Here is a 25,656-nt window from a genome sequence, read left to right as displayed (position 1 = left end):
CTACATTCGCCCGGGTGGGTGAATATTTGGCGGATAGCGGATCATGATCATCGAAATCGACGCGGATGGCGGCTTTGGCGGCATCGCCGCCGCGGCGCTGCACAAGCGGATCGATGTGGACGCCCAAACCGAACCGATGCGGCAAAAGCTGAACGACGCTTTCGGAACAAGGGAATTGCAACGCCTGTCCACTCGGGATTGCGGCGATTGCGCCGATCGGTTGACCTATCGCATCACGCTGTCATTCGAGGGCCGCCGCAGCCGCAGCTTCACCCTTCGCGAGGATCAGATTCCGCCCGAGATGCTGGACCTGATCGACCGGATGTGAACCGGCGTTCAGGAACTCTCCTCCTCGGTCCGCTGCCGCTTGTTCCAGAGGATCGAACTGACGAATGCCGTGGCGATGAAACCCGCTCCAAGCAGGCCGGTGACGACTTCGGGCAAATGCCACATGGTCTGGCCGAACATGATGATCGACAGTGTCAGGATCGACCAGAAGGCGCCATGTTCCAGGTAACGGAACTCGGCCAGCGTCCCGCGCTCGACCAGCATCACCGTCATCGAGCGGACATACATCGCACCGATACCAAGCCCGATGGCGATCAGGAACAGGTTCTGGGTCAACGCGAAGGCCCCGATCACCCCATCGAAGCTGAAGGACGCATCCAGCACCTCGAGATACAGGAAACCACCCAGCCCCGCCTGGGCGGTGTTGCGGGTAGCACTGGAGCCCGACTTGCCCCATTTATCCAGAAGATGTCCCAGTGCATCCACGGTAAGGAAGGTCACGATCCCGCACATCGCGCTGAACATGAACAGCTTCTCGTCGCGCACCGGCAAGAGCCAGACGAAGAACAGGATGAAGGCCAGCACGAAGCCGATCTCCATCCCCCGCACCGATCCGCAGGCTCGCAGGAAACGCTCCAGCTTCCCGATCCAGTCCACCTGTTTTGACTGGTCGAAGAAGAAACTGAGCGCGACCAGCATCAGGAAGGCCCCGCCGAAGGCGCGATAGGCAGATGCGCGTCGATGATCAGATCGGCATATCGCGCGGGATCGGTGGCGGCCAGCTTGATCGCGGCAATGGGCCCGATCCCGGCCGCGATCACCACGATCAGCAGCGGGAACACGATTCGCATGCCGAATACGGCGATCAGGATGCCCCAGGTCAGGAAACGCCGCTGCCATGCAGGCGTCATTTCCTTCAGCTTGTTGGCATTGACGATGGCATTGTCGAAGGACAACGAGATTTCCAGCACCGCCAGCACGACGGCGATCAGCAGAAAGGACAACGCCCCGGCCGCCGTTCCCGAAAACTCCCATCCCAGGTAACCGGCCAGCACGATCCCCAGAGCGGTCACGACCAATGGCCAGAGGAGATAGGAGAGAGAAGAGCGCATCGAAAAGACCCCGCTGATGGTTTCGGATGAGATAGGCCGCCTGAAGCCTGACAGCAAGGCGATGTTCCAATCCGTTTCCGAAGCCGACGGGTTCGGGCCATTACTCCCGCACGCACCAGAACGGACGGAATCACATGGTCATTCGGGCCGGGCTGGGGCAGGTTCCTCGCAATGCGAGAATGGGACAGGAAAGCTTTGCCATGAGCAGTTGGAGACGCTACGCGATCTATTACACGGCAACCGGTGCGCTGGCGGAGTTCGGCGCATCATGGTTGGGCTGGGACATCGCCTCGGGCCGGGAGCAGCCATATCCCCGGATCCCGGACATGCCGGCGGACAGGATCGCCGAGATCACCTCTTCGCCCCATCGCTACGGCTTTCATGCGACACTGAAACCACCCTTCGCGCTTGCCTCCGACAGTAGCGAATCGTCATTGCGGAACAATCTCGCAGCTTTGGCGAAAGGCCAGCCTGCCGTCGCCATCCCCGGCGGGTTGCGGCTTTCAGTCCTGGACGGGTTTCCGGCACTGACATGCGCGGATCACGCCCCCCTGACCGCACTTGCCTCGCGCCTTGTCAGCGAGTCCGACCACCACCGCGCACCATTGGGCGAAGCCGACCGAGCGCGCCGAAACCCCGATCGGCTCACGTCCCGGCAACGCGAGAACCTGGATCGATGGGGTTATCCCTGGGTGATGGACGAGTTCCGATTCCACATGACATTGGGCAACCGACTCCCCGCCCCGGATGCCGAGCGGGTTCTTGCAGCGCTCCGCCCCCGGCTGATTCCGCTATTGCCCGATCCGCATGTGATCGAATCGGTCACTCTGGCCGGAGAGGACATGCAGGGACGGTTTCACATGATCGAACGATTTTCCCTGACAGGTTAAAGCCAGTTCTTCCATCGCAGCAGCAACCAGATGCCGACAGCCGTGCCGACCATCAGGCCGATGGCCATCGGATAGCCCCATGGCTGGTTCAATTCGGGCATATTGGTGAAGTTCATCCCATAGATGCTGGCGATCAGCGTCGGCGGCAGGAAAAGCGCGGCCACGACCGACAAGACCCGAACGGTATTGTTCTGTTGCAGATTGATCATGCCAAGCGTCGTGTCTACCGTCAGACTGACCCGCGAGGACAGGAAATCCGCGTGCACCTCAAGCGCCTGGACATCGCGGAATTGCGAGCGAACCACCGGGCGGAGTTTTTCCGCCTCGGGACGTTCGTCGATGATGGCGGTATAGAAGGCGAGGATGCGCTCTATCGTCAGCAGCCCGAGGCGCACCCGCGCCAGCAACTCGGCCTCGTGCCCGACCTTTTGCAGAGCGGCTTGCAGCCGATCCGAGCCCACGCTGCTGGCACGAGGTTCGAATATCCCCGACATCGTATCGTCCAGCACCCTGCCGGAGCCTTCGAGGATATCGGCCAGCCGGGCGATGATTTCCTCCAGCAAACCCACGAACAGGCGATCGGGGCTGCCGCAGCCAAGCGTCGAACGCTCTCCCCGATCCGGGAATGTCAGGAAAGGGCGCGGCGAGTGGTGGCGCACCGTCACCAGACGCTGTGCGGACAGGATGAAACTGACCGGCATCGCCGAGCGCTCGCCATCGGCACGCTCGCCGGGCAGCACGGCGGTCATGTAGTCAAGCCCGTCCTCGCGATAAAGCCGGTTCGAGATCTCGATCTCTTCCATATCGGCAAGGCTGGGAACGGGAACGCCTATCGCCCGCAAGCTGTCTATTTCCGCGTCACCTGGCTGGATCAGGTCGATCCAGATCGCCTGCTCCAGATCGGCCCCCTTTTCCAGCCGCGTGATCCGGCCGTTGCGGGTGACATATGCATAGAGCATCGGCGGCTCCTTCAGCTAACCAGATCGCCCGGGCGCTGCCCCTCGACAAAGGCGACCAGGTTCGCAAGCGCACGCATCGCCATATCAGTACGCACCTCGTCCGTGGCCGTCCCCAGATGCGGCAACAGCGTGGCGTTCGGAGCGTCGATCAGCGACTGTGGCACCTCTGGTTCGCGTTCGTAGACATCCAGCCCGGCCCCGGCGATCACGCCCGTATTCAGGGCGGAAACCAGCGCCGCCTCCTCGACCACGTCGCCGCGGGCGATATTGACCAGGTAGGATTTGCGGCCCAAGGCCTCCAGTTCCGCCTTGCCGATCATGTGGCGCGTCCCCGCCCCACCCGGCACAGCCACCACGGCAACATCGCAAGCCTGCAGCATCTCGTGCAAACCCGGCATCTGCCGCGCCGGAATATCCAGCGCCGAGACGGTCGAGCGGTTGTGAAACACGACCCGCATGCCGAAACCCAGATGGCAGCGCTGCGCGATGGCCTTACCGATCCGGCCCATGCCGATGATGCCCACGGTCCGCCCGGAGACATTCCCGCCCAGAAGCTGGGTCGGATTCCAGCCGGTCCATTGCCCGGCCCTGAGCAGCCTTTCACCCTCGTTCGCGCGGCGCATGGTCATCAGGATCAGCGTCATGGCGATATCGGCAGTGGCATCGGTCACGACATCGGGCGTATTGGTAACGGTCACCCCGGCCGCTTTCGCCGCCGCCACGTCGATATGATTGTATCCTGCCCCGAAATTGGCGAGAATCCGGCAGCGGAGATCGCCTTCAAAGGCCTTGGCCGTAAAAGCGTCCCCCAAGGTCGGAATGATCGCGTCGTAATCGCACAGCGCCTCCCCCGCCTCTACCTCGGTCAGAGGGGTATTATCGCGAAAGACAGTCTCGAACCGCGCCTCCAGCGCCCGTGTCGCGGTTTCGGTCATCGGCCGTGTCACCAAGAGCTTCATCAATAGAGCCTCCCCCCGTTCGGCACCTCGAGATCGGGCCGGATCAATACCACCTCGCGCTCGCTGTCAGGCACGCCCAGCACCAGCACCTCGGACATGACCGGCCCGATCTGGCGTGGCGGGAAATTCACCACGCAGAGCACCTGCTTGCCGATCAGCGCTTCGGGCTCGTAATGCCGGGTAATCTGGGCCGAGGATTTGCGTTCGCCCAATTCTCCAAGATCCAGCCACAGCTTGATGGCGGGCTTGCGCGCCTCGGGGAACGGCTCGGCGCGGGTGATCGTCGCAACGCGGATATCTACCTTCAGGAAATCGTCAAAGCTGATCGTCATTTCGCGCCTTTCCCCAATTCGCGCCCCCGTTCGGTTGCCGCCGCAACGGTCCGCGCCATCAGCGGCGGCAGGCCCGTCTCGGCGTCCATCAATACCTTCAGCCCCGCAGCGGTAGTGCCTCCGGGAGAAGTCACATTCTCGCGCAGCACCGCCGGATCCTCGTCGGCATCGATGGCCAGTGCCCCTGCTCCGGCGACGGTCATCCGCGCAAGTTCCAGCGCCAGCGCCGGGGCCAGTCCCTGCGCTTCGCCTGCCTTGGCCATCGCCTCGATCATGTGAAACACATAGGCCGGGCCGCTGCCGGACAGGCCGGTAACCGCGTCCATCTGATCCTCGCTGTCCAGGCGCACCACGCGCCCTACCGCAGCCATCAGCGCCTCGGCCAGATCGAGATGCGCCGCCGTTGCCGTCGCGTTGCCGATGATCGCGGAAATTCCCTTGCCGATGGCCGCAGGTGTATTCGGCATCACCCGAACGATGGCAGCGCCGGGAAAAGCCGCCTCGAAGGTGGCGATTGTCGTTCCCGCCGCGACCGAGACGACCAGCGTATCCTTCAGCACCGGCAACTCGCCCAGGGCATCCGCCATCATCTGCGGCTTGACCGCCACCACCAGCACTGCCGGATCATCGGGCAGCCGCGCATTAACGCGCAGCCCGATGTCCTGCCATTCGGGCGCCAGTTTCGGATCGATCACCGTGACCGCACCGGGCTGCAGCCCCCGTGCCAGCCAGCCCCGCAGCATCGCGCCACCCATCCGGCCACAGCCGACCAGCACCAGGCCACGCGCGTTGATATCATCGAAATCGCTCATCCGCTCCCCTCCTGTCATGCGGGGACCGGATGTCCCCTCATGCCCGTCCGTAGGCCTCGCCTATGGCGATGTCCAGCGCTTCGGTCGCGGAGGAATCGGCCCAACCAATCATCTGGAAAGCCGGATAAAAGCGTTCGCAGGCGCTTAACGCATTGCCGATCATCTCGTCGACCTGCTCGGGCGTGGCCAGATTGTCACCGGCAAGCACCAGCCCGTAACGCCAGACTATCAGCCGCTGTTGCGGCCAGAAGGTGAAAGCACCTTCCCAGACCTGGTCGTTGGCAAGATTCAACCCCTCGAAAAGCACCGGCAAGCGCTCGGCGGGCGGGTCCATGTCGAATGTGCAGATAAGCCGCAGCATCTCTTCACCGGGGGACCATGCCAGCGTCAGCGAATAGCTGCGCCATTGCCCCTCGACGATCATCGCGATCTGGTCGTCGGCCAACCGGTCGAAATCCCATTCGTGATGCGTGGCGACCGTTTCGACGATGTCGATGGGATGGATATCGTCGCTCGGGATAAACTCTCCGGTCTGTGCCATATCTGCCTCCTGCCTGATTGCCAGAGCGATTCCTTGACCGCTAACCCTTGTGGCGACCTCAATACCGGGCGGGATCGCCGGGAAGTTCTTACTATATATCGTGGTTCGGATTGCCTCTGCTGTAAAGCGAAAATATCTGTCACCTTGTAACTAATGAGCGGTTCACCCATCCGGTTCCCGGGAAAAATCCGCAGAAGAGGCAGGAGATGCAGCGCGATCACGGTGGCGATATCGACATGGCGGCAGCGCGCTATGGGGCAGGCGACTGGATCGACCTGTCGACCGGAATCAACCGCCGTCCATGGCCGGTTGCGACATTGGGGGACGACGCCTGGCGGTCCCTGCCGACCGCCGCCGCTATGCGCCGCCTGACGGAGGTGGCCGCCGATTGGTTTCGCTGCGCACCCTCGTCGGTCCTGCCGGTAGCGGGCGCATCCGCAGCGATCCAGCTGGTCCCGCGGCTGCTGCCGCGCGGACGCGCCGCCGTTCTTGCGCCCAGCTACAACGAACATGCCGCCAGCCTGCGCTCTGCGGGCTGGACGGTCACCGAATGCGCGCGGATCGAGGATATGGCCGGGGCCGATCTTGCCGTCGTGGTCAATCCGAACAATCCCGATGGCCGCGAATGGCAGGCCTCGGCGCTGGCCGGGCTGGCGGCGCAGACCGGCCATCTGATCGTCGATGAAAGCTTTGCCGATCCGCGTCCGGATCTGTCGCTTGCTCCCTTGCTGCCGGAAAACGCCGTGATCCTGCGAAGTTTCGGAAAGTTCTGGGGATTGGCGGGGCTGCGGCTTGGTTTCGTCATCGCCGCCCCCGCCCTGCTCGAACGCATCGCCGAGGCTGCGGGGCCCTGGTCCGTCAGCGGTCCGGCATTGGAGATCGGCGCAGCGCCATGGCCGATCATGGCTGGGCGGATGGCGCGGTGGGCTATCATTCGGAGGCAAGCCTTCGCCTTGACCGTATCGCCATATCCGCGGGCTGGACTCCCGCAGGGGGGACCCACCTGTTCCGTCTCTATGACGCCGGAGACGCGATTGCGGCGCAGGACCGGCTCGCCCGCGCCCATATCTGGACCCGGCGCTTTCCCTATTCCGATCGCTGGCTCCGGCTCGGCATCCCCGGAAACATGCGGGAATGGGACAGGCTGATTGCCGCGCTCCGAAATGCGTGACCTCCTGGACTCTGGCATTCAGGGATGGTCTCGGGCAGATTCGGGATATTCGCCACGGAGGATCGATGCCCCGCCTGACCGCACTGTTCACCGCGCTTGTCCTGAGCGCCATGCCCGCCATCGCGGATACCCCGCTGATCATCCTGGATCGCACGCAACTCCCCTTCGATCTTGGCCCCGGCCATCCCGCGAACAATCCGGCCAGGCCCTCGAATTCGCCCAACGCGTCATGGAACTCGGCCGGAAACACGGCGAATTCCTCGTCCACATGGGAAAACCGCCCGTCGAACCCGGCCAATGAGAAGCGGCTGATCATCACGGCGGATGGCAGCGTTCTGGGCTATTACGCAACCAATGCCGGGGGCGTGTTGAACCTGTTCGACGTGAATGGCCGCCGTATCGCCTACCGCCCAGCCAAGGGCACCCGAAGCCTGTACACCATCGGCGGGGAATGGTGCGGAACAGTCGATGACGGGCGCGGCGGCGAGTTCGTCCTTGCTGTCACCAGGGGCTGCGCCGCCGGCTTCGGCCGGTGAGGCGGGCGATCTTCCGGTGACCGGGCCACGGCCTTAATACCGTTACAATTCCGCCTTAAAGGGGGACGAAACGCCGGAGAGGATCATGAGCGAACAACCCAAGGACTGGCTGGAAGCCGAGCTTCAGGACACGATCGACGAAGATATCGAAATCGAGATGGAAGACGCCATCCTTTCGGCCGAGATCAAGCGCATCTATCGCAGCCATCATCCCGACCAGATGCCCCGGAAGGGATATTTCCACGAACTTCTGCGCCTGCAATCGGAGCTGATCAAGCTGCAGGACTGGGTCAGCTATCACAAGGAAAAGGTGGTCGTGATCTTCGAGGGCCGCGATTCGGCAGGCAAGGGCGGCGCGATCAAGCGGATCACGCAGCGCCTGAACCCGCGCGTCGCCCGCGTCGTTGCCCTGCCCGCCCCTTCGGACCGCGAGAAGACGCAATGGTATTTCCAGCGCTACGTGCCGCATCTGCCCGCAGGCGGCGAGATCGTGCTGTTCGACCGCAGCTGGTACAACCGCGCCGGGGTCGAGCGGGTAATGGGTTTTGCCGACGAGGACCAGGTCGAACAATTCTTTCAGGACGTTCCCGAGTTCGAGCGGATGCTGGTCAGGTCAGGGATACGGCTGGTGAAATACTGGTTCTCGATCACCGACGAGGAACAGCAGATGCGATTCCTGATCCGCATCCACGATCCGCTGAAGCAATGGAAGCTCTCACCCATGGATCTGCAGTCACGGGTCCGTTGGGAAGCCTATACCAAGGCCAAGGAAGACATGTTCGAGCGCACCAATATTCCCGAGGCGCCCTGGTATATCGTTCCCGGAAACGACAAGAAGCGCGCCCGGCTGAACTGCATGAACCACCTGCTGGGACTGATCCCCTATGGTGAGGTGCCGCATGAGGAGGTCTCATTGCCGAACCGGGTCTTCAACCCCGATTACGAACGCGAGGTCTTGCCACGCGAACTGTATGTGCCCCAGAAATACTGAACCGGGTCAAAGGGGGCTGCCCGCCCCGCCGCGCGTGCCGCGCGACTCCCCCGGAGGTATTGGAACAAAGAAGAAGGGGGCGCCGGTGCTTGAATATCATGTTTACGACGTGTTCACCGACCGGCCATTCGCGGGCAACCCGCTGGCCGTGGTCATGGGAGCAGATGGGCTGAGCACCGCGCAGATGCAGGTCATCGCGCGCGAATTCAACCTGTCCGAGACGATCTTTGTGATGGCTCCGCGCGATCCGGCGAATACGGCTCGGGTTCGGATCTTCTTTCCGACCGCCGAGATCCCCTTTGCAGGTCATCCGACCATCGGCTGCGCATTGCATCTGGCCGGCGGACAGGACGGGCGGATACTGCTGGAAGAGGAAGCGGGACTGGTCCCGGTCGAGATCCGTGAAGGGCAGGCGGAATTCATTGCCCCGAAGCTGCCCGTCGCGCATCCGGGCAAGACGGATGCCGAACTGATTGCCCGGGCACTGGACCTGCCCGCAACCGCAATCGGGTTCGCGGGTCATCGGCCGGGCATCTGGCAAGGCGGTCCGGCCTTTCTCTTCGTGCCGGTTGCCGGTCTGGACGACCTGGCTGCCGCCCGTCCGATAGAACCTTCGTGGTCCCGGCTGATGGCCGAAGCGCAGGTTGACAGCGCCTATCTCTATACAGCCGGGGATTCCGGTTTTCGCGCCCGGATGTTCTCGCCGACGGCCGGTATTCCCGAGGATCCGGCGACCGGGTCTGCCTCGGCCATACTGGCGGCGCAACTGCTGGAAAGTGGCGCCCTGACCGAGGATGAAACGCATATCCTCCTGCAACAGGGCATCGAGATGGGGCGGCCCTCGCGGATCGGCCTGACCGCCATCCTGCGGGGCGGCAAGCTGGACGAAATCAGGATCAGCGGAAAAGCCGTCCCGATCGCCGAGGGACGCATCCGGGTACCGGAGGAGACATGACGAAAGCCTATTGGATCGCCCATGTCAGCATCGCCGACCCCGAAGCCTACGAAGCATATCGCCGGGCCAATGCCGAAGCCTTCCGGAAATTCGGCGGACGGTTCCTGGTTCGCGGGGGGCCGCAGGAAATCGTCGAGGGCGAGATGCGGCCGCGCAGCGTGGTGATCGAGTTTCCTTCGCTTCAGGCGGCGCGGGATTGTTATCATAGCGTCGAGTATCAGCGGGCCAAGGCATTCCGGGATCCCGTCAGCGATGCCGATCTGGTGATCGTCGAGGGCTGGGCAGGCGACAGCTAGAGACTTGTGGTTACGAAGAAAAACCGTATGATTGACGTATGTTTCGCAACCTCCTGACTCGCCTTTTCAACGACGACCCGCATCCGCGACCCCTGGCTTCGCCGGATGCCGAGGTGGCGATTGCCGCGCTCCTGGTGCGAGTCGCCCGGGCCGATGATATCTACGATCAGGCCGAGCGGCAGCGGATCGACCGGATCCTGGCCCGCAGGCGCGGGCTGACGCTGGAAGAGGCTGCCGAACGCCGGGCGGCGGCGGAGATGATCGAGGCCGAGGCCCCGGATACCGTGCGCTTCACGCGCGAGGTCAAGGAGCGGATCGCCCTGGAGGATCGGGTGGATGTGATCGGCTCGATGTGGGAGACGGCCTATGCCGACAGCAAGCGGGCCGCGGATGAGGAAACCCTGATCCGCCTGGTGGCCGGGCTTCTGGGGGTGCCGGATCGCGACTCGGCGCTGGCGCGGCAGAAGGTCCTGCAGGATCTGGGGATAAGCGAGGACTGAGACGTCAGAAGCCCATCCTGTCGCGCAGCCCATACCATGCCATTCCCGCGACCAGAAGCGGGGTCCTGAGCATCGCGCCGCCGGGAAACGGGCGTGTCGGAACCGCTGCCATCGCATCGAAACCTTCGGCTTGCCCCGCCACCGCCTCGGCCATCAGCCGTCCCGACAATGTCGCCAATGCGACGCCATGCCCCGAGAACCCGCTGGCAGACAGGCAGTTGGGCGCGGGGCGGGCGAAACAGGGCATCCGGTTCATGGTGATCGCCAATGTCCCTCCCCAGGCATGGGTCAGGCGGATGTTCCGAAGCTGCGGATAGACCGACAACAGATGCGGCTGCACCACTTGGGCGATGTCATTGGGGAAACGATAGCTGACGGTCTCGCCCCCGCCGAATATCAAGCGCCGCTCATCATCCAGGCGCCAGTAATTCACCACGAACTTGGTATCGGCGACCGCAGGGTTTCGCGGCAGGATTTCGGGAAAGCTATCATCCAGAGGCTCGGTCGCGACGATGTAATTGTTGATCGGCATGACACGGGCTGCGATCTGCGGAGCGATATCGCCCAGATAACCGTTCCCGGCAAGGATCACGTGATCGCAGATCACCTTGCCGGTATCGCAATGAACGGTGCTTTTCTCCCCCGCCTTTCCGGCATGGGTGATGCGGTGGACATGGCTGTTCTCGAAGATGCGCGCGCCGGCCGTCTTCGCCAGGCTGGCGATGCCAATCGCGAGGTTCAGGGGATGAAGATGTCCTGCCCCCCAATCCACATCCCCCCCGATATAAGCCTCGCTGCCGATGAGATCGGCCAGCCCCCGGTGATCCAGAACTTCAACATCCGGGTAGTCGTAATGCTGCGCCAGATGATCGGCGATATGCTTGGCGTGATCGACCTCTGCCTTGTTGCGGCAGGCATGGGCCACACCGTTGCGAACCAGAACCCCCGCCTCACCGGCCAACGAGCTGACCAGCGCCTTTGCCTCTTCGGCCAGTTGCCACAGGCGGCGCGCAGCATCCCGGCCCAATTGCTCCTCGAGCCAGTCAACCTCTTGCCGCTGGCCCGATCCCAATTGACCGCCATTGCGGCCCGAGGCACCGAAACCCACGCGATGCGCCTCGACCAGCACGACCTGAAACCCGCGCCGGGCCAGGTGAAGCGCCGCCGACAGGCCGGTATAGCCGCCTCCGACGACCGCGACATCGGCCCGTGCCTCGCCCTTCAGCATCGGGAAAGGATCAAGCGTGTTGCGGGTCTCGGCATAGAGGCTGGCGGGATATTCGCCCCGCCGATCGTTGACATAAAGCAGGTTCATGAAGTCTCCGGCAGCCAGAATGGTCGTGGCCTATCCAGCCCTCACACGTTCAATAGCAGATGTTCCCGTTCCCACGGGCTGATGACCTGCAGGAACTCCTTGTATTCGTTCCTCTTCACAGATTCGTAAACGGCTGCGAACTCTTCGCCCAGAACGCTGCGCATGGCGGCGTTCCCGGCCATGATGTCCAGCGCATCGCCCAGATTATAGGGCAGTTCGTCCTGCGACATATAGGCGTCGCCCAGATATTCGGCGCGAGGGGCCTCCCCCTCCAGCAGCCCCAGGTAACCGCAGGCCAGCGAGGCGGCGATGCCCAGGTAAGGGTTGCAATCCATCCCCGCGAGGCGGTTCTCGACCCGCCGTGCCTCGGGACCCGAGATCGGCACGCGCAACCCCGTCGTGCGGTTGTCATGCGCCCATTCCAGGTTGATCGGCGCGGCGAAATCCGGAACATAACGGCGATAGCTGTTCACATAGGGTGCCAGCAGAGCGATCGCCGCCGGCAGATGCCGCTGCATCCCGGCGATGAAATTCAGGAAAGCGGTGGTTTCCCGTCCCTGAGCATCCGAGAAGATATTCCGTCCGGTCTGCATGTCGACGACCGAGTGGTGGATATGCATGGCGCTGCCCGGTTCGCCCTCGATCGGCTTGGCCATGAAGGTCGCGAAGCAATCATGGCGCAGCGCGGCCTCGCGGATCAGGCGCTTGAAATAGAACATCTCGTCTGCGAGGGCGACGGGATCTCCGTGATTGAGGTTGATCTCGACCTGCCCTGCCCCGCCCTCTTGCAGGATGCCGTCTATCTCGAAACCCTGGGCTTCGGCGAAGTCATAGATATCGTCGATGACCTTGCCGTATTCGTCCACCGCCGACATGGAATAGGCCTGCTTGGCCGCCGCCCGCCTGCCGGTGCGGCCCATGGGCGGGATGATTGGCTGATTCGGATCGGTGTTGCGTGCGACCAGAAAGAATTCCATCTCGGGCGCGACGACGGGTTTCCAGCCCTTTTCCTCGTAAAGCTTGACCACCCGTTTCAGCACATTGCGCGGTGCGATGGGAAACGGGTTTCCCTGCTGGTCGGTGGCGTCATGGATGATCTGAAGCGTCCAATCCGCCGTCCATGGCGCGGCGCTGGCCGTGCTGTAATCCGGGATCAGGATCATGTCGGGCTCGGTAAAGGCGCCCGTCGGGTTATCCGCCCATTCGCCGGTGATCGTCTGCAGGAAGATCGAATTCGGCAGGTAGAACTTGTCCTGACGTGCGAATTTCGAGGCAGGCATCGCCTTGCCCCGAGCCACGCCGGCGATATCGGCCACAATGCATTCGACCTCGTCAAGCCGCCGCCCGGCCAGGTATTCGCGTGCCGCCTCGGGTGTGCGGTCGATCCATTGCTTGTTCATGCCGCACCCTTCGCCTGTCCACGGGGCTGTTTGAAAAACGCCTCGATCCGATCCGCCAGCCCGTCCGAATTCCGCGCCCCGCCCATCCGGGCGGCCGCACCGTCCAGCAGGTCCTGCGGCACGACACCCTTGGCGCGCGTGTCCATCAAACCCTGCACGAAGGCATCGTCGAATTCGGGATGCGGCTGCACGCTATAGGCCCGGTTGCCATAGACCAGCACGGCATTCTCGCATGTGTCGTTGCGCCCGATGACCTCGGCCCCCTCGGGCAGGGCCACGCCTGATCCTGGTGCCAGGCGTTCAGGGTCACGGTTTCACCGCCGACATCGTAATCCTGCGCGCCGATCACCCATCCGCCGGGATGCTTGACCACCTTGCCGCCCAATGCCTGGGCGATGATCTGGTGACCGAAGCAGATACCGACCTGCGGCACCCCCTCGGCATAGGCGCGCCGGATGAAATCCTCGAGCGGCGGAATGAAGGCGTGATCCTCGTATGCTCCGTGGCGGGAACCGGTCAGCAACCAGCCATCCGCATCGTGAACATCCGAGGGGAATTCCATCCCCTCGACATGCCAGACCCGGAACTCGAACCCCCGACCGTCCAGCAGCCGCATGAACATGTCCGGATAGTCGCCCAGTTCTTCCTTCATCTGCGCGGGCGACTGGCCGCATTGAAGTATGCCGATACGCATGAATGACCTGCGATGTTATCTATGACTGCAAGGTAGTCGCCCGGATGGGGTGGCCGCAAGGGGCTGCACCATTTGACTGGCTGGCAAAGCACCCGGGGACAGGATAGCCTGCAGCCCGAACCGATCACGAAGGAGCAGCGTTCATGTCCGCAATCGACCCCGATGGCCTGCAGGAATTCTCGGTGGTTTTCACCGACCGCTCGCTGAACCACATGTCGCAGAAGTTCCAGCAGGTCATGCGCGAGCTGTCTTCTACCCTGCGCGAGGTCTATAGCGCCGATCAGATCGCCATCGTGCCGGGAGGAGGTACCTACGCGATGGAGGCCGTGGCACGGCAATTTGGCCGCGATGCCCATGCGCTGATCGTCCGCAACGGCTGGTTCAGCTATCGTTGGAGCCAGATTTTCGAGGCCGGCGGATTTGCCCGCGACACCACCGTCGCCATGGCCCGCCCCGCCGGGAACGAGCCGCAACCCGCCTTTGCCCCGCCGCCGATCGAGGAAGTGGTCGCCAAAATTCGCGAGGCCCGCCCCGATGTGGTCTTTGCCCCGCATGTCGAGACTTCCGCCGGCCTGATCCTGCCCGACGACTATATCGCCGCGATGGCCGGAGCAGCGCATGAGGTGGGGGCGCTCATGGTGCTGGATTGCATCGCTTCGGGGACAATCTGGGTGGACATGAAGGCGCTTGGTGTCGATGTCCTGGTCTCGGCACCGCAAAAGGGCTGGTCCGCGTCGCCATCGGCCGGGCTGGTCATGATGTCCGAAGCCGCGGCAACACGGCTGCAGCAGACCGAGAGCGACAGCTTTGCACTGGATCTCAGGAAATGGCGGACCATCATGGCCGCCTATGAAGATGGGGGCCACGCCTATCACGCGACCATGCCAACTGATGCATTGGTCGGGCTGCACGCGGCTGTGGCGGAGACGCGGGACATGGGATTCGATGCAGCGCGGGACGCGCAATGGCAGCTTGGCAACGCTGTCCGCGCGATGCTGGCCGAAAAGGGTATCCGCTCGGTCGCAGCTCCGGGCTTTGCCGCGCCTGGCGTCGTCGTCTCCTATACCAAGGATCCGGATATCAAGTCCGGCAGGAAATTCGCGGCCGAAGGCATGCAGATCGCGGCTGGCGTCCCCCTCGCCGTGAACGAAGGGGACAGTTTCTCGACCTTCCGGCTCGGGCTTTTCGGGCTCGACAAACTGAAGGATGTCGAGGGCACGGTCGAACGGCTGAGAACCGTTCTGGACAAGGTTCTGTAAGACCCGTCCGGCAAGACCGGGCCCCGGATCGGCGACAGGTCGGGACAGCGATCAGATATGCCGGGGGAATTCGATCTTCGGGCAGCGATCCTGGATCATCTCGACACCGCGTTCGCGGGCCCTGCTCGCGGCCGCGTCATCCCTGACCCCCAGTTGCAGCCAGATGACCTTGAGATCGGGCATATGCGCCAGAGCCTCGTCGACGATCGGGCCGACGGCCTCGGAACGACGGAAGATATCCACCATCTGGACTCCGGCATCGGCTGGAATATCGGCAAGGCTGGCATAGACCTGCTCATCCAGGATCGTGCTGCCGGCATGACCGGGATTGACCGGGATGACGCGTATCCCCTGCGATTGCAGGTAACGCGCCACACCCCAGCTGGGCCGAGCCTCGTTGGGCGACAAACCGACCATTGCGACCACCTTCGTGTCACGAGCAATCCGGGCGATCTGTTCGTCCTGATCAATGTCAATCTGCAAGGTGAGCCTCCCTCTCTGCCAGGATGGAGCGTCAACCTTGCATAGAAAAGGCGCCCGGTCCAGAATCTGGCCGGGCGCAAGTCGCGGAACGAGGGACAGTGATCCGAACATGACCGTTCCGGGGTCATGTTCTGTGATGTAAATGGGCATCAGCCGGAAAAAGTTCCAGAATATTCGCGAATTCGTGATTATGTCGTGCGAATTTCGCGATTTACTTCACCATGGACCAGGTTTTCCGGGCTTCATCCAGTATCTCGTCCGGGGCCCGCCTGATCCTGCGTAACTCCACATCGGAGCGCAATAAATAGAGTTGTCGGTCGATAACGGCGAAAAACCGCGGATCGCCCCGCTCTTTCCGGCCATCGGCCAGGGAAACAGGGCAGAACCCTTCGAAAGCCGGGGCGAACTGTCGTGGATCGGCCTCGAATCGGGTCCGATTCTCTTCGGACACGAAATGCCAGGATTTTCCCTTCCACATCGTCGCGATATCGCTGCGCCCGGGAACCGCCCGTCCGAAACTGTAGCCGACGGCGTCATATCCTCCCAATGCCCAATCCTTCGCAGCGGCGGGCAATGCGAATGCAAATATCAGCGATATGGACAGAATCAGCGGCTTCATGGTTACCAGGATCATGGAAGTCACTAGCTTTGACAGTGTAGCGCGTGATTCTCAATGTCGGGCCGAAGATATCTCATGCTTGTGATTTATGCTCACCGAGCCGCAGCATATAACGCCACCGCCGCAGCATTCGACACATTGAGGGAGCCGAAATCCGCCGCGAAGGGAATGCGCGCGATGTGATCGCAGCTTTTCATCGTCAGTTCCCGCATGCCCGGACCCTCGGCCCCCATGACCAGGCAAAGGGCACGGCCCTGAAGACCGGCCAGCAGTTCGGGCAGGACCGTATCGCCGGAGCCGTCGAGCCCGACCAGGACGAAGCCCATTTGCTTCAGCTGGTTCAGCGCCTCGGCAAGGTTCGGCACGCGCAGGTAGGGCTGGCGTTCCAGCGCACCGGATGCGGTCTTGGCCAGGGCCCCTGTCTCGGGCGCGAATGGCGGGCCGGTGCGATCACCGCGCGCGCGCCGAACACCTCGGCCGAGCGCAGGATGGCCCCGGCATTATGCGGATCGCTGACCCTGTCGAGCGCAACCAGCAACGGGCGCGTCTCTCCCGGAGCCTCGCGCAAGGCGACCTCGCTGAGGCTTCCCCATTTCAGCGGCTTAACCTCAAGCGCCGCGCCCTGGTGGACATTTTCGTCGGACAATGGAACGGTCTTCGTGAAAACGCGCGGATCGGTCAGTTCCGGCGTCACGCCATGAAGATCGCCCAAACGGTCCAGGGCATTCCGTGTCACCACCAATCGCAGCTTTTCACGCCCGGGATTTGCCAGTGCATCGCGTACGGCGTGCAATCCGAACAGCCAGACTGTTTCGGCGGCTGCCGCCCGGCGGGCTCGTTCCTTGTCGATGACCCAGTTGGGCTTTTTCGATTTGCGCGGCGTGTCGGCCATCTTGCTTTCCTTTGTTGCGCTTCCCTCTCTGCGCGTCCCGACGTGATCGCGCAAGCCCCGGAAATCCGCTTGACGCCCCTGAACGGGACCGCTAATCACTCCTCACGCCGACGGCGCTCGGTGGGCGACGTGCTGCAAGGTGCGGCAGCGGACTGTAACTCCGCCGGGGAGACCCATGCCTGGTTCGATTCCAGGGTCGCCCACCATTTTCCACTCAAATTCGCGAGATAGCAGGCATCGCCGCCTCGATTGCCAGAGATTCGTCGCGAACGAACCACCCAAGAAACTGCCGGGCGGAAATATTTGCGGCATCATGCAAAGGAAGCCGCCGAAGGAATGAGTTCCTCCGGCGGCAATCGCGATCCGGTCACCGTCGTTATGGCCGCCGGATAGCGTCAGGCGACCAGGGGCTTGCCATTCCTGGCATGCCGGCTGGCCATTTGCCTCACCAGACGCCCTTGCGGGATCGGTCGGGCTGCGGGCTTTGCTTCACCCTCCCGCAATTCCGGGAATAGCGTGTAGATTTCCTCCAATGCAGCAGGTCCGACCGCCCTGAGCGCCTGCGGGCCGGTATAAAGCGATTCGGTCCAGGCACCGTTCGAGCACACGATCTGATGATCATCGAAAAGAAAGTGAACATAGGTGATCTCGTCACATTCCTGGTCGATATCGATCCCGTCGATCTCACAAAGTTGCTTGGCCGCGACCAGCACCTCGTCGGTGCCGAACATTCTCAGGGCGATCTGCGAACGCACCAGGACCCGGTGCTGTGGCGAGACCAGCAAATCCGACTGCGGCATCTGGCTGCCAAGCGCCCCCGCCCGGATCCGGATCGGACGCAGTCCCGGATTGAGCCTCAGATCATGCCTGTCCAGCTTTCGCCGCGCAATCCAGCGGATGGGCTGAAGACCGTTATCGCTGGTCAGAACCAGGTTCCCGGCCGCAAGGTCGCCCGCCGCCACCGGACCATATGCGGTCGAAATCCGGGTTTCCGCTGTGAAGCAGGGGAAGATGATCTCGGGAAGGATATATTCGCCGACCTGACATTCGAAGATCGTCTCATCGGTCACGAATGCCTGGCATGAATGCACAGGGGAATTGGAAGCGATGAAGCCGAATTGCAGGTCGGACTGACCGGGTATATTCGCCGTCAGAGCCATCCAGTCCTTTTCATCCTGCCGGACGCTATACACCGCATCGGGATGCCCGATATCCGTCGTGTAGCTGTTCCAATTTGCACCGCCATCGGTCGAGTACTCGACGACGACATTCGAATTTGGAACGACATGACTTACGGCCCCGTCGCTGACATCCTCACCCTGAACCGTCAGCCGCCAGCCGGTGATCTCTCCGATATCGGCGACCGCTCCATTGGACACCAGACGATCGCCGGGATGGTTGGTATTGATGGTGAGCTTCTGCTCACCCATCGGATTGGTGATCAGCTCAAATGCGTTGGATGTATTGAAATCGCCAAGCTGATCATTCGAAAAATAGAGCGCATAGGCTGCCATGGCTCGTTACCCCACTACTGGTTAAAACACGCAACAATGCCGCGACCCTACATGGCTCGCGAAAACATGGTTAATGCCGAGCGGGGCAGGGAATGGCAATTGCCCGGCGCATGCGCCCAAAACCTGTCAGCAAGTTTCCGCGCATCCGTAGACCTCCCACGCCCCCCCCCAAGCCCTCAGCCAAGCATGCCCAACGGTCCCGGAAGCCGCTCTTCCGACAGCATGACATTGGCCTCGACCTGCCCCACCCCCGGCAGCGTCATGATGCGCCGGCGCAGGATTCGTTCGAAATCGCTGATGTCGCGGGCGGTGATCCGCAGACGGTAATCGAATTGGCCCAGCACATGCTGGACCGTCTGCACCTCGGGAATCGCGGTCACCGCACGTTCGAAATCCTCCAGCGAAACCCGTCCCTTGGCGGCAAGGCGGATACCCAGGAACACGGTCACGCCAAACCCCAGGGCAGCATTGTCCACGACCACCCGCCGCCCCGCCAATACGCCGGTTTCCTCCAGCTTGCGAATCCGCCGCCAGGCGCCGATTGTCCGATCCCCACCATGCGCCCGATCTCGGCCGCGCTCTTGGTGGCATCCGCCGTCAGAGCCCTCAGGATCGCCAAATCCGTCGCGTCCAGCCCGCTCATAGCGCCAGCTCCGCGCTGTCCTTGATGGTCGAAATCAGCATCAGCGCATCGCTGTCGGAGACATGCGGCAATGTCAGGATCCGGTCGCGGTATATCTCCTGCCAATGCGCCATGTCGCGCGCAATCACCGACAGGCGCAAATCAACGCTCCCCAGGAATGTCTGGATCTCGGTCACTTCGGGAACTTCGCGCGCCGCCGCGATGAATTCGTCCAGTGCACGGGGATTGGTCTTGTCCAGCGTGAAGCGCAAGCTCACCTCGACCTCCCATCCAAGGGCGCGCCAGTCGATGCGGCTCTGTATCGCAGAGATCACCCCCGCTTCGCGCATTCGTTCCACGCGCCGCCAAAGGCTGGCGCTGGTCACCCCCGCCCGGTCCGCCAGCACGGAATTGGGAGCGCCGGGATCGGCGAGAAGCTGGCGCAATATGCGCCGATCCGTCGTATCAGGCATGAATTTTGTCAAGTTTGCATCTTTTGGACATGGATATTTGTCAACACTCGCATAATTCGCGAAAAATGAACATCCCCGGCAGTATATAAGGACTACAACCTCGACATCAGACAGGAAAGGACTTGGACCATGCGCGTTTACTATGACCGCGACTGCGATGTGAACCTGATCAAGGACAAGAAGGTGGCGATCCTCGGCTATGGCAGCCAGGGCCACGCCCATGCGCTGAACCTGCGCGACAGCGGGGCCAAAAACGTGGTCATCGCGTTGCGCGAGGGCAGCCCCTCGGCCGCCAAGGCCGAAGCGGAAGGGTTGAAGGTGATGGGCATCGCCGAGGCCGCAGCCTGGTGCGACCTGATCATGTTCACCATGCCGGACGAATTGCAGGCCGAGACCTACAGGAAGCACGTCCATGACAATCTGCGCGAAGGCGCGGCGATCGCATTCGCCCATGGCCTGAACGTGCATTTCGGCCTGATCGAGCCGAAACCCGGCGTCGATGTCATCATGATGGCTCCGAAGGGCCCCGGCCACACCGTCCGCGGCGAATATGTCAAGGGCGGCGGCGTGCCCTGCCTTGTCGCAGTGCACAATGACGCCTCGGGCAAGGCGATGGATCTGGGCCTGTCCTATTGCTCGGCCATCGGCGGCGGGCGCTCGGGCATCATCGAGACCAATTTCCGCGAAGAATGCGAAACTGACCTGTTCGGCGAGCAGGCGGTGCTTTGCGGCGGCCTGGTCGAACTGATCCGCATGGGCTTCGAGACGCTGGTCGAAGCGGGCTACGAGCCCGAAATGGCCTATTTCGAGTGTCTCCACGAGGTGAAGCTGATCGTGGACCTGATCTATGAAGGCGGTATCGCCAACATGAACTACTCGATCTCGAACACTGCCGAATACGGCGAATATGTCAGCGGCCCGCGGATCCTCCCCTACGAGGAAACCAAGAAACGCATGAAGGATGTTCTGACCGATATCCAGACCGGCCGTTTCGTGCGCGACTTCATGCAGGAGAACACCGTCGGCCAGCCGATGTTCAAGGCCACGCGCCGCATCAATGACGAACATCAGATCGAACAGGTCGGCGCCAAGCTGCGCGAGATGATGCCCTGGATCAGCAAGGGCAAGATGGTCGATCGCAACCGCAACTGACCGTCATGGGAAGGGGGCCTCGTGGCCCCCTTTTTTCGTTTGCCGGTCTTACCAGCGCAGCAGGTAGCGCCCCGCCAACGCACCTATCCCGGCGACGATCAGGATCCCGAGACCGTACCAGGTCAGGAAAAACAGCGGCGCGTCCTCGGTGCAGTGCAGCGTGTAGATGGCAGTGGACAATCCCCCGACCGCCAATCCGATACAGGCTCCACAATGCATCGGCGCGGGGCTTGCCCCGTCCCGCATCACCCGGATCGCCAATGCCAGCGGCACGATCGAAATCGAAATGATCGAGATCAGGCAGGCCTGCCGGGAACTGCCAAGCACTGCGGGCAATAGTTCCGGGGCGGGAGTTGCCACCACGATCTGCAGCAACCAGGCGACTGCAACGACCCCGACAGCAGGTGCGATCCAGAGCGCCGGAATCCTGCGGGTCTGGGGGCTGGTCAGCTTGGCGGCGGCAGCAAGCGCGGGAAGGGCGACACCAAGCGGCAACAGCCATTTCATCATGGTCACCGGCCCCGACATCGCCTGCATCAGGTCGCCCCGCACCCCCAGGATCGTCAATGCGATCATGGCAGTCAACGCAAGCCCCGCAGCGGTAAACCCGAAGACACGCGGCACGACCCGATGCGGCATGACCGTGTCACCCGCAAGAATGGCTATCAACTGGTCCGTTTTCACAGCCCTTCCTCCTTCCGGATCACCGCCAGCCGCTTGAGCGCGCGATGCAATGCCACGCGCAACGCGCCCGGGGCCAGCCCGAGACGGCGCCCGCATTCCTCGTTGCCACGCTCTTCCAGCGCCAGGCAACGCAACAGCGCCGCATCACGCTCGGGCAGGCGGTCGATCAGTATCTCGGCATCGCGGTTCTCCAGCGGATCGGCGCCGGGTTCCGCCTCGAACTGGTCGATGAACTCGTCCACCGGCACATGCACGGCGCGCCCCTTGCGGCGAAAGGCATCCACCAGCTTGTGTCGCGCGATGGCATAGACCCATGGCCGCAAGGGCTGGGTCGGATCCCATGTTCCGCGCTTGAGATGTATGGCCATCAAGCTGTCCTGCACCACATCCTCACACCAATCCAGATCCATGCCGGAGGCACGCGCCCGGACGATCCCACGCAGCACCGGCGCCATTTCGGTCAGCAGGCGCTGATAGGTCTCGGCATCGCCACGCAACGCCGACCGCATCATCTCTGACCAATCGGATTGCGCTTTCGATGCACCCTTACGCTCCTGCATCACATGACCCTACGTATCCTGGCCGCATATCGTTACATCGCCGCCTTGAAAAATGACAATGTCGCCCGGACACCCACAGGTAACGATTGCCCCAAGCACGCACTTGCGGCAAAGATCGCGGAGACCCGGAGCCCGGCCAGGCATGTCTGATCATGCGCCGATCTCTACCGCGTCAGGCGCGCGATCAGCGACGAGGTATCCCACCGCCCGCCGCCCATGGATTGCACCTCCTTGTAGAACTGGTCCACCAAGGCGGTGACCGGCAGGGAAACCCCCACCTCGTCCGCCGCAGCAAGGCAGATCGCCAGATCCTTGCGCATCCAGTCGACCGCGAAACCATGCTCGAATTCACCTGCCGCCATGGTCTTGTGACGATTCGCCATCTGCCAGCTCCCGGCGGCGCCCTGGCTGATCACTTCGACCACCTGGTCGGTATCGAGCCCCGCCTTCTGCGCGAATGCCAGCGCTTCCGACAATCCCTGCACCAGCCCCGCGATGGCGATCTGGTTGCACATCTTGGTCATCTGGCCCGCACCGACATCGCCCAGGCGGCGGCAGATCTTGGCATAGGCATCGATAACCGGCGCGGCGCGGTCGAAATGACCCTGATCGCCGCCGCACATCACCGAGAGCTGGCCATTTTCTGCCCCAGCCTGGCCGCCCGAGATCGGCGCATCGACATAACCCAGCCCCGCCTGCCGCGCCGCCTCGGCCAGTTCTCGGGTGACTGCGGCGGAAACTGTGGTGTGATCGACAAAGATCGCGCCCTCGGCCATGCCGGCAAAGGCTCCATCCTCGCCCAGGCAGACCGAGCGCAGATCGTCGTCATTACCCACGCAGGCCATGACGAAATCGCCCCCCTTCACCGCTTCGCGTGGCGTCGCGCAGGCATTCCCGCCATGTTCAGCCACCCATTTGTTCGCCTTCCCGGCGGTGCGGTTGTAGACAGTGACCTCGTGCCCCGCGGATTTAAGATGTCCGGCCATCGGATAGCCCATCACGCCAAGTCCCAGAAAAGCCAGTTTCGCCATGTTCATTCCCCATTAGTGATCGCCGCGATAATGTCGCATCCGGCACTCGTTGAAATGCGGGCGCGGCTGCCTTATGCAGCACCCCACCACCCCGGCGCATCATGGTCAAGCGCCAAAGGGACAGCCTGAGCCGACCTGACACGCGACCTAGATGGAACCGCCCCGCCGATGCTGACAATCTTTCGCTGGCTTCTCAGGCTGACCGTCGCGATGATCCTGCTCCTGGTGGCGGGCGCGGTGCTGATCTGGTATTTTGCCATACGCTCATTACCCGATTACGATGCCAGCTATGAAATGGCGGGGCTCTCGGCCCCGGTCGAAATCATACGCTCGACCGAGGATGTCCCGCATATTTTCGGGCAGTCCGACGAGGATGTCTTTTTCGCGCTCGGCGTGGCGCATGCGCAGGACAGGTTGTTCCAGATGACCGTGCTGCGGCGGGCCGCGCAAGGGCGGCTGTCCGAGATTTACGGGGCATCGGGCTTTGAACTGGACGATCTCGCCCGCCGCTTGGGCCTCTACGAACATGCGGCGGCCTCGGTCGGTGCCCAGGATCCGGAAACCCTGGCCGCGCTGGAGGCCTATTCGGCAGGGATCAACGAATGGATCCGGCAGGTGAACGAGGGGGCGATGGGCAAGGGCGCACCCGAATTCTTCCTGTTCCCCGATCAGATCACCTATTGGCAACCCGCGGATTCGCTGGCGATCCTGAAGCTGCTGGCGGCAAGCACCAGCCGCGCCATCGGGGATGAGGTGCTGCGCGCGCGCCTGTCATTGGCATGGCCGGAGCACGGGCCGGAACTGCAATCGCCGGGCGACCCCGTCCGGCAACCCTATGCGTCCCTGCTCCCCGGTGCCCGGCTTGGGATCCCGCAAAGCCATCGCACCGGCTCGCATCCCATGGACCTGCGCGGCTTCCTGCATCCCGGAATGGGGTTGAGCGCGAATGGTTTCGCCGCTGCCAGCAGTCGCACGGCAGCGAATGGCTCGTTGCTCGCTAATGATCCGCAAGCACCGCTGACAGTACCGTCGCTCTTTTACCTGGCACGGCTCGAACTCATCTCGGGCGGGGTGATCGGCGCAACCATACCAGGCATTCCGGCGATATGGTCCGGTCGCAACCAGCATCTGGCCTGGGGACTGACCCCTGCTGCCATGGACGACGCCGATATCTATATCGAAGAGATCAAGCCCGGCGCCTCCGACAGCTATCGCGGCATCTCGGGCTGGACACAATTCCGGACCGAAAGCGCGGTGATCCGTATATTGGATGGCCAGAGCCAGACCATTACCCTGCGCGAGACCGAGAATGGCCCGCTGGTACCCCGAATTGACCCCGGATTGCAGGATGTGACCCCGTATGGGCATGTCGCTTCGCTTCGCTGGACGGGGCTCTCGCAGCAGGATCGGACCATGTCCGCCCTGATCGGCCTGATGCGGTCGGGCAGCCGTGCGGCGGCGGCCGAGGCGATGGCCCAGACCGTTGCGCCCGCACTGACGGTCACGCTGGCGGACCCCGAGGGCGTCCATCAATTCACGGCAGGGGCAGTGCCGCAACGCGCCGCCGATCATCCGACGGGCGGCAAGATGCCCGCACCCGGCTGGCTGCGCGAGGCCCGGTGGACCGGCATTGCCCAGGCTGCCGAACTTGAACCCGGCGTGTCTTCCGAGGCAGAGATGGTCATCGCGACCGACGAGCCGCAAGACGGCCAGAGACGCAAGCGGCTGACTTATCTGCTGGGCGACCGGGAGGTTCATTCCCGCGACAGCTTCATCGCGACGCAGCTGGATGTCGTCAGTCCGGCGGCTCGCGCCCTGCTGCCGCTGGTCGGAGCCAATCTGTGGTTCAGCGGAGAACCTGCCTCGGCCGGAACCCCCGAGCGCCAGCGTCAGGATGCCCTGAACCTTCTGGCCGAATGGGACGGCGAGATGAGCGAGCATCTGCCGGAGCCGCTGATCTATGCCGCTTGGATGCGCGAATTGCAAAAGCGGCTGATCCAGGACGAGCTTGGACCGCTGGCCGACGACATCACACAGCTTCATCCCGCCTTCATCGATGCGGTGTTCCGCAATCGGAACGGGGCCGCGCGCTGGTGCAACATCATCCAAAGCGCGCCCGACGAGGATTGCACCACCATAGCGCGTCAGGCGCTGGACCGTGCCATCCTGGATCTGACCGACCGTTTCGGCCCGCAGGTCGCGAGCTGGCGTTGGGGGGATCTGCACCAGGCGCAGCATGATCATCCGGGCCTTGGGCGGATTTCCGGTCTCGGTTGGGTGATGAACCTGACGCAATCGGTCTCGGGCGGCGAATTCACCCTGGCGCGCAGCGGGTTGCTCGGTGGTGGAGAAAATCCCTATGAAGCGGTCAGTGGCGCAGCATATCGCGGGGTTTACGACCTTGCCGATCCCGACAGTTCAGTCTTCATCATTTCCACCGGCCAGAGCGGACATCCGTTCTCACGCCATTATGACGATCTGGCGGAACTGTGGCGGCGCGGCGAGTATATCGGCATGTCGCTGGACCCCGAACTGGCCCGCGCCGCCGCCGTCGGCGTCACGGAACTGATCCCGGCGGAATAGGTCCAGCCCGCCCGGCGGATTGCTCCGGCCGGG

Annotated in this window: 25 protein-coding genes, 1 tRNA gene and 4 pseudogenes; 12 read left to right on the top strand and 18 right to left on the bottom strand. The window is 62.9% G+C overall.

Translation table 11 applies throughout. The annotated features are described in order from the left end of the window. Positions 1 to 43 precede the first annotated feature (43 nt). Positions 44 to 328, top strand: coding sequence for a protealysin inhibitor emfourin (locus A7A09_RS11620; RefSeq protein ID WP_106691551.1), 285 nt, complete (start codon positions 44 to 46; stop codon positions 326 to 328). A gap of 8 nt (positions 329 to 336) precedes the next feature. Here A7A09_RS11620 and A7A09_RS11615 read toward each other — a convergent pair. Continuing rightward, positions 337 to 1,400, bottom strand: a pseudogene (locus A7A09_RS11615) (DUF475 domain-containing protein). Between the two features lie 200 nt (positions 1,401 to 1,600). Between A7A09_RS11615 and A7A09_RS11610 the strand changes: the two are divergent. Next, on the top strand, positions 1,601 to 2,290 hold the full coding sequence (locus A7A09_RS11610) for a DUF1045 domain-containing protein (protein WP_106691594.1): 690 nt from the start codon (positions 1,601 to 1,603) through the stop codon (positions 2,288 to 2,290). Here the strand turns inward: A7A09_RS11610 and A7A09_RS11605 are convergent. Genes A7A09_RS11605 through A7A09_RS11585 form a run of 5 tightly spaced genes read right to left on the bottom strand, consistent with a single transcriptional unit; the run spans position 2,287 to position 5,893 of the window. Next, the gene (locus A7A09_RS11605) at positions 2,287 to 3,249 is read right to left on the bottom strand and encodes a magnesium transporter CorA family protein (protein WP_106691550.1); all 963 of its coding nucleotides are present in this window, start codon (positions 3,247 to 3,249) and stop codon (positions 2,287 to 2,289) included. The genes A7A09_RS11610 and A7A09_RS11605 overlap by 4 nt on opposite strands. Before the next feature lie 11 nt (positions 3,250 to 3,260). Then, positions 3,261 to 4,208 (bottom strand): 2-hydroxyacid dehydrogenase, encoded by a 948-nt coding sequence (locus A7A09_RS11600; RefSeq protein ID WP_106691549.1) that lies wholly within the window; start codon positions 4,206 to 4,208, stop codon positions 3,261 to 3,263. Further along, complete coding sequence (locus A7A09_RS11595; RefSeq protein WP_106691548.1) at positions 4,208 to 4,540, bottom strand: tRNA-binding protein; 333 nt, start codon at positions 4,538 to 4,540, stop codon at positions 4,208 to 4,210. Before A7A09_RS11595 ends, A7A09_RS11600 begins: the two co-directional genes overlap by 1 nt. After that, positions 4,537 to 5,352: a pyrroline-5-carboxylate reductase gene (gene proC, locus A7A09_RS11590; RefSeq protein WP_106691547.1), complete on the bottom strand. Its 816-nt coding sequence runs from the start codon at positions 5,350 to 5,352 to the stop codon at positions 4,537 to 4,539. Before proC ends, A7A09_RS11595 begins: the two co-directional genes overlap by 4 nt. 37 nt (positions 5,353 to 5,389) lie before the next feature. Continuing rightward, positions 5,390 to 5,893: a type III secretion system chaperone family protein gene (locus tag A7A09_RS11585; protein WP_106691546.1), complete on the bottom strand. Its 504-nt coding sequence runs from the start codon at positions 5,891 to 5,893 to the stop codon at positions 5,390 to 5,392. Positions 5,894 to 6,099: 206 nt separating this feature from the next. Here A7A09_RS11585 and A7A09_RS11580 point away from each other — a divergent pair, with 206 nt between their 5' ends. From A7A09_RS11580 to A7A09_RS11555, 6 genes are all read left to right on the top strand, one after another. Beyond that, on the top strand, positions 6,100 to 7,041 hold the full coding sequence (locus A7A09_RS11580) for an aminotransferase class I/II-fold pyridoxal phosphate-dependent enzyme (RefSeq protein ID WP_366465899.1): 942 nt from the start codon (positions 6,100 to 6,102) through the stop codon (positions 7,039 to 7,041). Between the two features lie 88 nt (positions 7,042 to 7,129). Then, positions 7,130 to 7,600 carry a hypothetical protein gene (locus A7A09_RS11575; protein ID WP_106691545.1) on the top strand — a complete coding sequence of 157 codons (471 nt, stop codon included), beginning with the start codon at positions 7,130 to 7,132 and terminating at the stop codon, positions 7,598 to 7,600. 85 nt (positions 7,601 to 7,685) lie between these two features. After that, the gene (ppk2, locus tag A7A09_RS11570; protein ID WP_106691544.1) at positions 7,686 to 8,591 is read left to right on the top strand and encodes a polyphosphate kinase 2; all 906 of its coding nucleotides are present in this window, start codon (positions 7,686 to 7,688) and stop codon (positions 8,589 to 8,591) included. Between the two features lie 85 nt (positions 8,592 to 8,676). Next, positions 8,677 to 9,546, top strand: coding sequence for a PhzF family phenazine biosynthesis protein (locus A7A09_RS11565; RefSeq protein ID WP_245999291.1), 870 nt, complete (start codon positions 8,677 to 8,679; stop codon positions 9,544 to 9,546). Then, positions 9,543 to 9,842: a DUF1330 domain-containing protein gene (locus A7A09_RS11560; RefSeq protein ID WP_106691542.1), complete on the top strand. Its 300-nt coding sequence runs from the start codon at positions 9,543 to 9,545 to the stop codon at positions 9,840 to 9,842. Before A7A09_RS11565 ends, A7A09_RS11560 begins: the two co-directional genes overlap by 4 nt. A gap of 38 nt (positions 9,843 to 9,880) precedes the next feature. Next, entirely contained in the window at positions 9,881 to 10,342 is a 462-nt protein-coding gene (locus tag A7A09_RS11555; RefSeq protein WP_106691541.1) for a tellurite resistance TerB family protein, read from the top strand. 4 nt (positions 10,343 to 10,346) lie between these two features. On the opposite strand, the gene A7A09_RS11550 is transcribed toward A7A09_RS11555, so the two are convergent. The 3 genes and pseudogenes from A7A09_RS11550 to A7A09_RS11540 all read right to left on the bottom strand — a co-directional run bounded on the left by A7A09_RS11550 (position 10,347) and on the right by A7A09_RS11540 (position 13,751). Beyond that, the gene (locus A7A09_RS11550; RefSeq protein ID WP_106691540.1) at positions 10,347 to 11,657 is read right to left on the bottom strand and encodes an NAD(P)/FAD-dependent oxidoreductase; all 1,311 of its coding nucleotides are present in this window, start codon (positions 11,655 to 11,657) and stop codon (positions 10,347 to 10,349) included. 41 nt (positions 11,658 to 11,698) lie between these two features. After that, positions 11,699 to 13,057, bottom strand: coding sequence for a glutamine synthetase family protein (locus tag A7A09_RS11545; RefSeq protein WP_106691539.1), 1,359 nt, complete (start codon positions 13,055 to 13,057; stop codon positions 11,699 to 11,701). Next, positions 13,054 to 13,751, bottom strand: a pseudogene (locus A7A09_RS11540) (type 1 glutamine amidotransferase). Before A7A09_RS11540 ends, A7A09_RS11545 begins: the two are co-directional and overlap by 4 nt. Positions 13,752 to 13,894: 143 nt before the next feature. Here A7A09_RS11540 and A7A09_RS11535 point away from each other — a divergent pair. Then, positions 13,895 to 15,010 (top strand): aminotransferase class V-fold PLP-dependent enzyme, encoded by a 1,116-nt coding sequence (locus A7A09_RS11535; protein WP_106691538.1) that lies wholly within the window; start codon positions 13,895 to 13,897, stop codon positions 15,008 to 15,010. Between the two features lie 51 nt (positions 15,011 to 15,061). Here A7A09_RS11535 and A7A09_RS11530 read toward each other — a convergent pair whose 3' ends face one another. From A7A09_RS11530 to rlmB, 3 genes and pseudogenes are all read right to left on the bottom strand, one after another. Continuing rightward, on the bottom strand, positions 15,062 to 15,427 hold the full coding sequence (locus A7A09_RS11530) for a CoA-binding protein (RefSeq protein ID WP_245999306.1): 366 nt from the start codon (positions 15,425 to 15,427) through the stop codon (positions 15,062 to 15,064). A gap of 277 nt (positions 15,428 to 15,704) precedes the next feature. Then, positions 15,705 to 16,112, bottom strand: a complete 408-nt coding sequence (locus A7A09_RS11525; RefSeq protein WP_148043646.1) for a YHS domain-containing (seleno)protein — start codon at positions 16,110 to 16,112, stop codon at positions 15,705 to 15,707. A gap of 92 nt (positions 16,113 to 16,204) precedes the next feature. Then, positions 16,205 to 17,004, bottom strand: a pseudogene (gene rlmB, locus A7A09_RS11520) (23S rRNA (guanosine(2251)-2'-O)-methyltransferase RlmB). Positions 17,005 to 17,126: 122 nt separating this feature from the next. Here rlmB and A7A09_RS11515 point away from each other — a divergent pair. Next, positions 17,127 to 17,210: transfer RNA gene (locus A7A09_RS11515), tRNA-Tyr, on the top strand. Positions 17,211 to 17,399: 189 nt separating this feature from the next. Here A7A09_RS11515 and A7A09_RS11510 read toward each other — a convergent pair. The 3 genes and pseudogenes from A7A09_RS11510 to A7A09_RS11500 form a co-directional block, all read right to left on the bottom strand. Next, complete coding sequence (locus A7A09_RS11510) at positions 17,400 to 18,518, bottom strand: Hint domain-containing protein (RefSeq protein ID WP_106691536.1); 1,119 nt, start codon at positions 18,516 to 18,518, stop codon at positions 17,400 to 17,402. Between the two features lie 176 nt (positions 18,519 to 18,694). After that, positions 18,695 to 19,161, bottom strand: a pseudogene (locus tag A7A09_RS11505) (Lrp/AsnC family transcriptional regulator). Beyond that, positions 19,158 to 19,613, bottom strand: coding sequence for an Lrp/AsnC family transcriptional regulator (locus tag A7A09_RS11500; RefSeq protein WP_106691535.1), 456 nt, complete (start codon positions 19,611 to 19,613; stop codon positions 19,158 to 19,160). The pseudogene A7A09_RS11505 and the gene A7A09_RS11500 overlap by 4 nt, the downstream one beginning before the upstream one ends. A 129-nt stretch (positions 19,614 to 19,742) precedes the next feature. On the opposite strand from A7A09_RS11500, the gene ilvC reads away from it, so the two are divergent. Continuing rightward, positions 19,743 to 20,765: a ketol-acid reductoisomerase gene (gene ilvC, locus A7A09_RS11495; protein WP_106691534.1), complete on the top strand. Its 1,023-nt coding sequence runs from the start codon at positions 19,743 to 19,745 to the stop codon at positions 20,763 to 20,765. Positions 20,766 to 20,813: 48 nt separating this feature from the next. Here the strand turns inward: ilvC and A7A09_RS11490 are convergent, their stop codons facing one another. The 3 genes from A7A09_RS11490 to A7A09_RS11480 all read right to left on the bottom strand — a co-directional run bounded on the left by A7A09_RS11490 (position 20,814) and on the right by A7A09_RS11480 (position 23,040). After that, positions 20,814 to 21,449: an NrsF family protein gene (locus tag A7A09_RS11490; protein ID WP_170167084.1), complete on the bottom strand. Its 636-nt coding sequence runs from the start codon at positions 21,447 to 21,449 to the stop codon at positions 20,814 to 20,816. Continuing rightward, on the bottom strand, positions 21,446 to 22,009 hold the full coding sequence (locus A7A09_RS11485) for a sigma-70 family RNA polymerase sigma factor (RefSeq protein WP_245999290.1): 564 nt from the start codon (positions 22,007 to 22,009) through the stop codon (positions 21,446 to 21,448). Before A7A09_RS11485 ends, A7A09_RS11490 begins: the two co-directional genes overlap by 4 nt. A gap of 164 nt (positions 22,010 to 22,173) precedes the next feature. Further along, positions 22,174 to 23,040 (bottom strand): NAD(P)-dependent oxidoreductase, encoded by an 867-nt coding sequence (locus A7A09_RS11480; protein WP_106691590.1) that lies wholly within the window; start codon positions 23,038 to 23,040, stop codon positions 22,174 to 22,176. 168 nt (positions 23,041 to 23,208) lie between these two features. Between A7A09_RS11480 and A7A09_RS11475 the strand changes: the two genes are divergently transcribed. Continuing rightward, positions 23,209 to 25,623, top strand: a complete 2,415-nt coding sequence (locus A7A09_RS11475; protein ID WP_106691533.1) for a penicillin acylase family protein — start codon at positions 23,209 to 23,211, stop codon at positions 25,621 to 25,623. The last annotated feature ends 33 nt before the right edge of the window (positions 25,624 to 25,656 follow it).

Origin of the sequence: Paracoccus methylarcula (genome assembly GCF_003007735.2) — a bacterium.
GTDB classification, from domain to species: Bacteria; Pseudomonadota; Alphaproteobacteria; order Rhodobacterales; family Rhodobacteraceae; genus Paracoccus; species Paracoccus methylarcula.
The sequence above is the reverse complement of the archived record's forward strand: the minus strand, read 5'-3'. Positions and strand labels throughout refer to the sequence as shown.

Bases quoted from the DNA above. Each gene is read 5' to 3' on its own strand.
- A7A09_RS11480 (WP_106691590.1), bottom strand. From the start codon at position 23,040: ATGGCGAAACTGGCTTTTCTGGGACTTGGCGTGATGGGCTATCCGATG.
- A7A09_RS11560 (WP_106691542.1), top strand. From the start codon at position 9,543: ATGACGAAAGCCTATTGGATCGCCCATGTCAGCATCGCCGACCCCGAA.
- A7A09_RS11600 (WP_106691549.1), bottom strand. From the start codon at position 4,208: ATGAAGCTCTTGGTGACACGGCCGATGACCGAAACCGCGACACGGGCG.
- A7A09_RS11575 (WP_106691545.1), top strand. From the start codon at position 7,130: ATGCCCCGCCTGACCGCACTGTTCACCGCGCTTGTCCTGAGCGCCATG.
- A7A09_RS11610 (WP_106691594.1), top strand. From the start codon at position 1,601: ATGAGCAGTTGGAGACGCTACGCGATCTATTACACGGCAACCGGTGCG.
- A7A09_RS11605 (WP_106691550.1), bottom strand. From the start codon at position 3,249: ATGCTCTATGCATATGTCACCCGCAACGGCCGGATCACGCGGCTGGAA.
- A7A09_RS11585 (WP_106691546.1), bottom strand. From the start codon at position 5,893: ATGGCACAGACCGGAGAGTTTATCCCGAGCGACGATATCCATCCCATC.
- A7A09_RS11475 (WP_106691533.1), top strand. From the start codon at position 23,209: ATGCTGACAATCTTTCGCTGGCTTCTCAGGCTGACCGTCGCGATGATC.
- A7A09_RS11535 (WP_106691538.1), top strand. From the start codon at position 13,895: ATGTCCGCAATCGACCCCGATGGCCTGCAGGAATTCTCGGTGGTTTTC.
- A7A09_RS11545 (WP_106691539.1), bottom strand. From the start codon at position 13,057: ATGAACAAGCAATGGATCGACCGCACACCCGAGGCGGCACGCGAATAC.
- ilvC (WP_106691534.1), top strand. From the start codon at position 19,743: ATGCGCGTTTACTATGACCGCGACTGCGATGTGAACCTGATCAAGGAC.
- A7A09_RS11620 (WP_106691551.1), top strand. From the start codon at position 44: ATGATCATCGAAATCGACGCGGATGGCGGCTTTGGCGGCATCGCCGCC.
- A7A09_RS11595 (WP_106691548.1), bottom strand. From the start codon at position 4,540: ATGACGATCAGCTTTGACGATTTCCTGAAGGTAGATATCCGCGTTGCG.
- A7A09_RS11485 (WP_245999290.1), bottom strand. From the start codon at position 22,009: ATGCAGGAGCGTAAGGGTGCATCGAAAGCGCAATCCGATTGGTCAGAG.
- ppk2 (WP_106691544.1), top strand. From the start codon at position 7,686: ATGAGCGAACAACCCAAGGACTGGCTGGAAGCCGAGCTTCAGGACACG.
- A7A09_RS11525 (WP_148043646.1), bottom strand. From the start codon at position 16,112: ATGAAGCCGCTGATTCTGTCCATATCGCTGATATTTGCATTCGCATTG.
- A7A09_RS11580 (WP_366465899.1), top strand. From the start codon at position 6,100: ATGCAGCGCGATCACGGTGGCGATATCGACATGGCGGCAGCGCGCTAT.
- A7A09_RS11530 (WP_245999306.1), bottom strand. From the start codon at position 15,427: ATGGTCGGTTTGTCGCCCAACGAGGCTCGGCCCAGCTGGGGTGTGGCG.
- proC (WP_106691547.1), bottom strand. From the start codon at position 5,352: ATGAGCGATTTCGATGATATCAACGCGCGTGGCCTGGTGCTGGTCGGC.
- A7A09_RS11555 (WP_106691541.1), top strand. From the start codon at position 9,881: ATGTTTCGCAACCTCCTGACTCGCCTTTTCAACGACGACCCGCATCCG.
- A7A09_RS11550 (WP_106691540.1), bottom strand. From the start codon at position 11,657: ATGAACCTGCTTTATGTCAACGATCGGCGGGGCGAATATCCCGCCAGC.
- A7A09_RS11510 (WP_106691536.1), bottom strand. From the start codon at position 18,518: ATGGCAGCCTATGCGCTCTATTTTTCGAATGATCAGCTTGGCGATTTC.
- A7A09_RS11500 (WP_106691535.1), bottom strand. From the start codon at position 19,613: ATGCCTGATACGACGGATCGGCGCATATTGCGCCAGCTTCTCGCCGAT.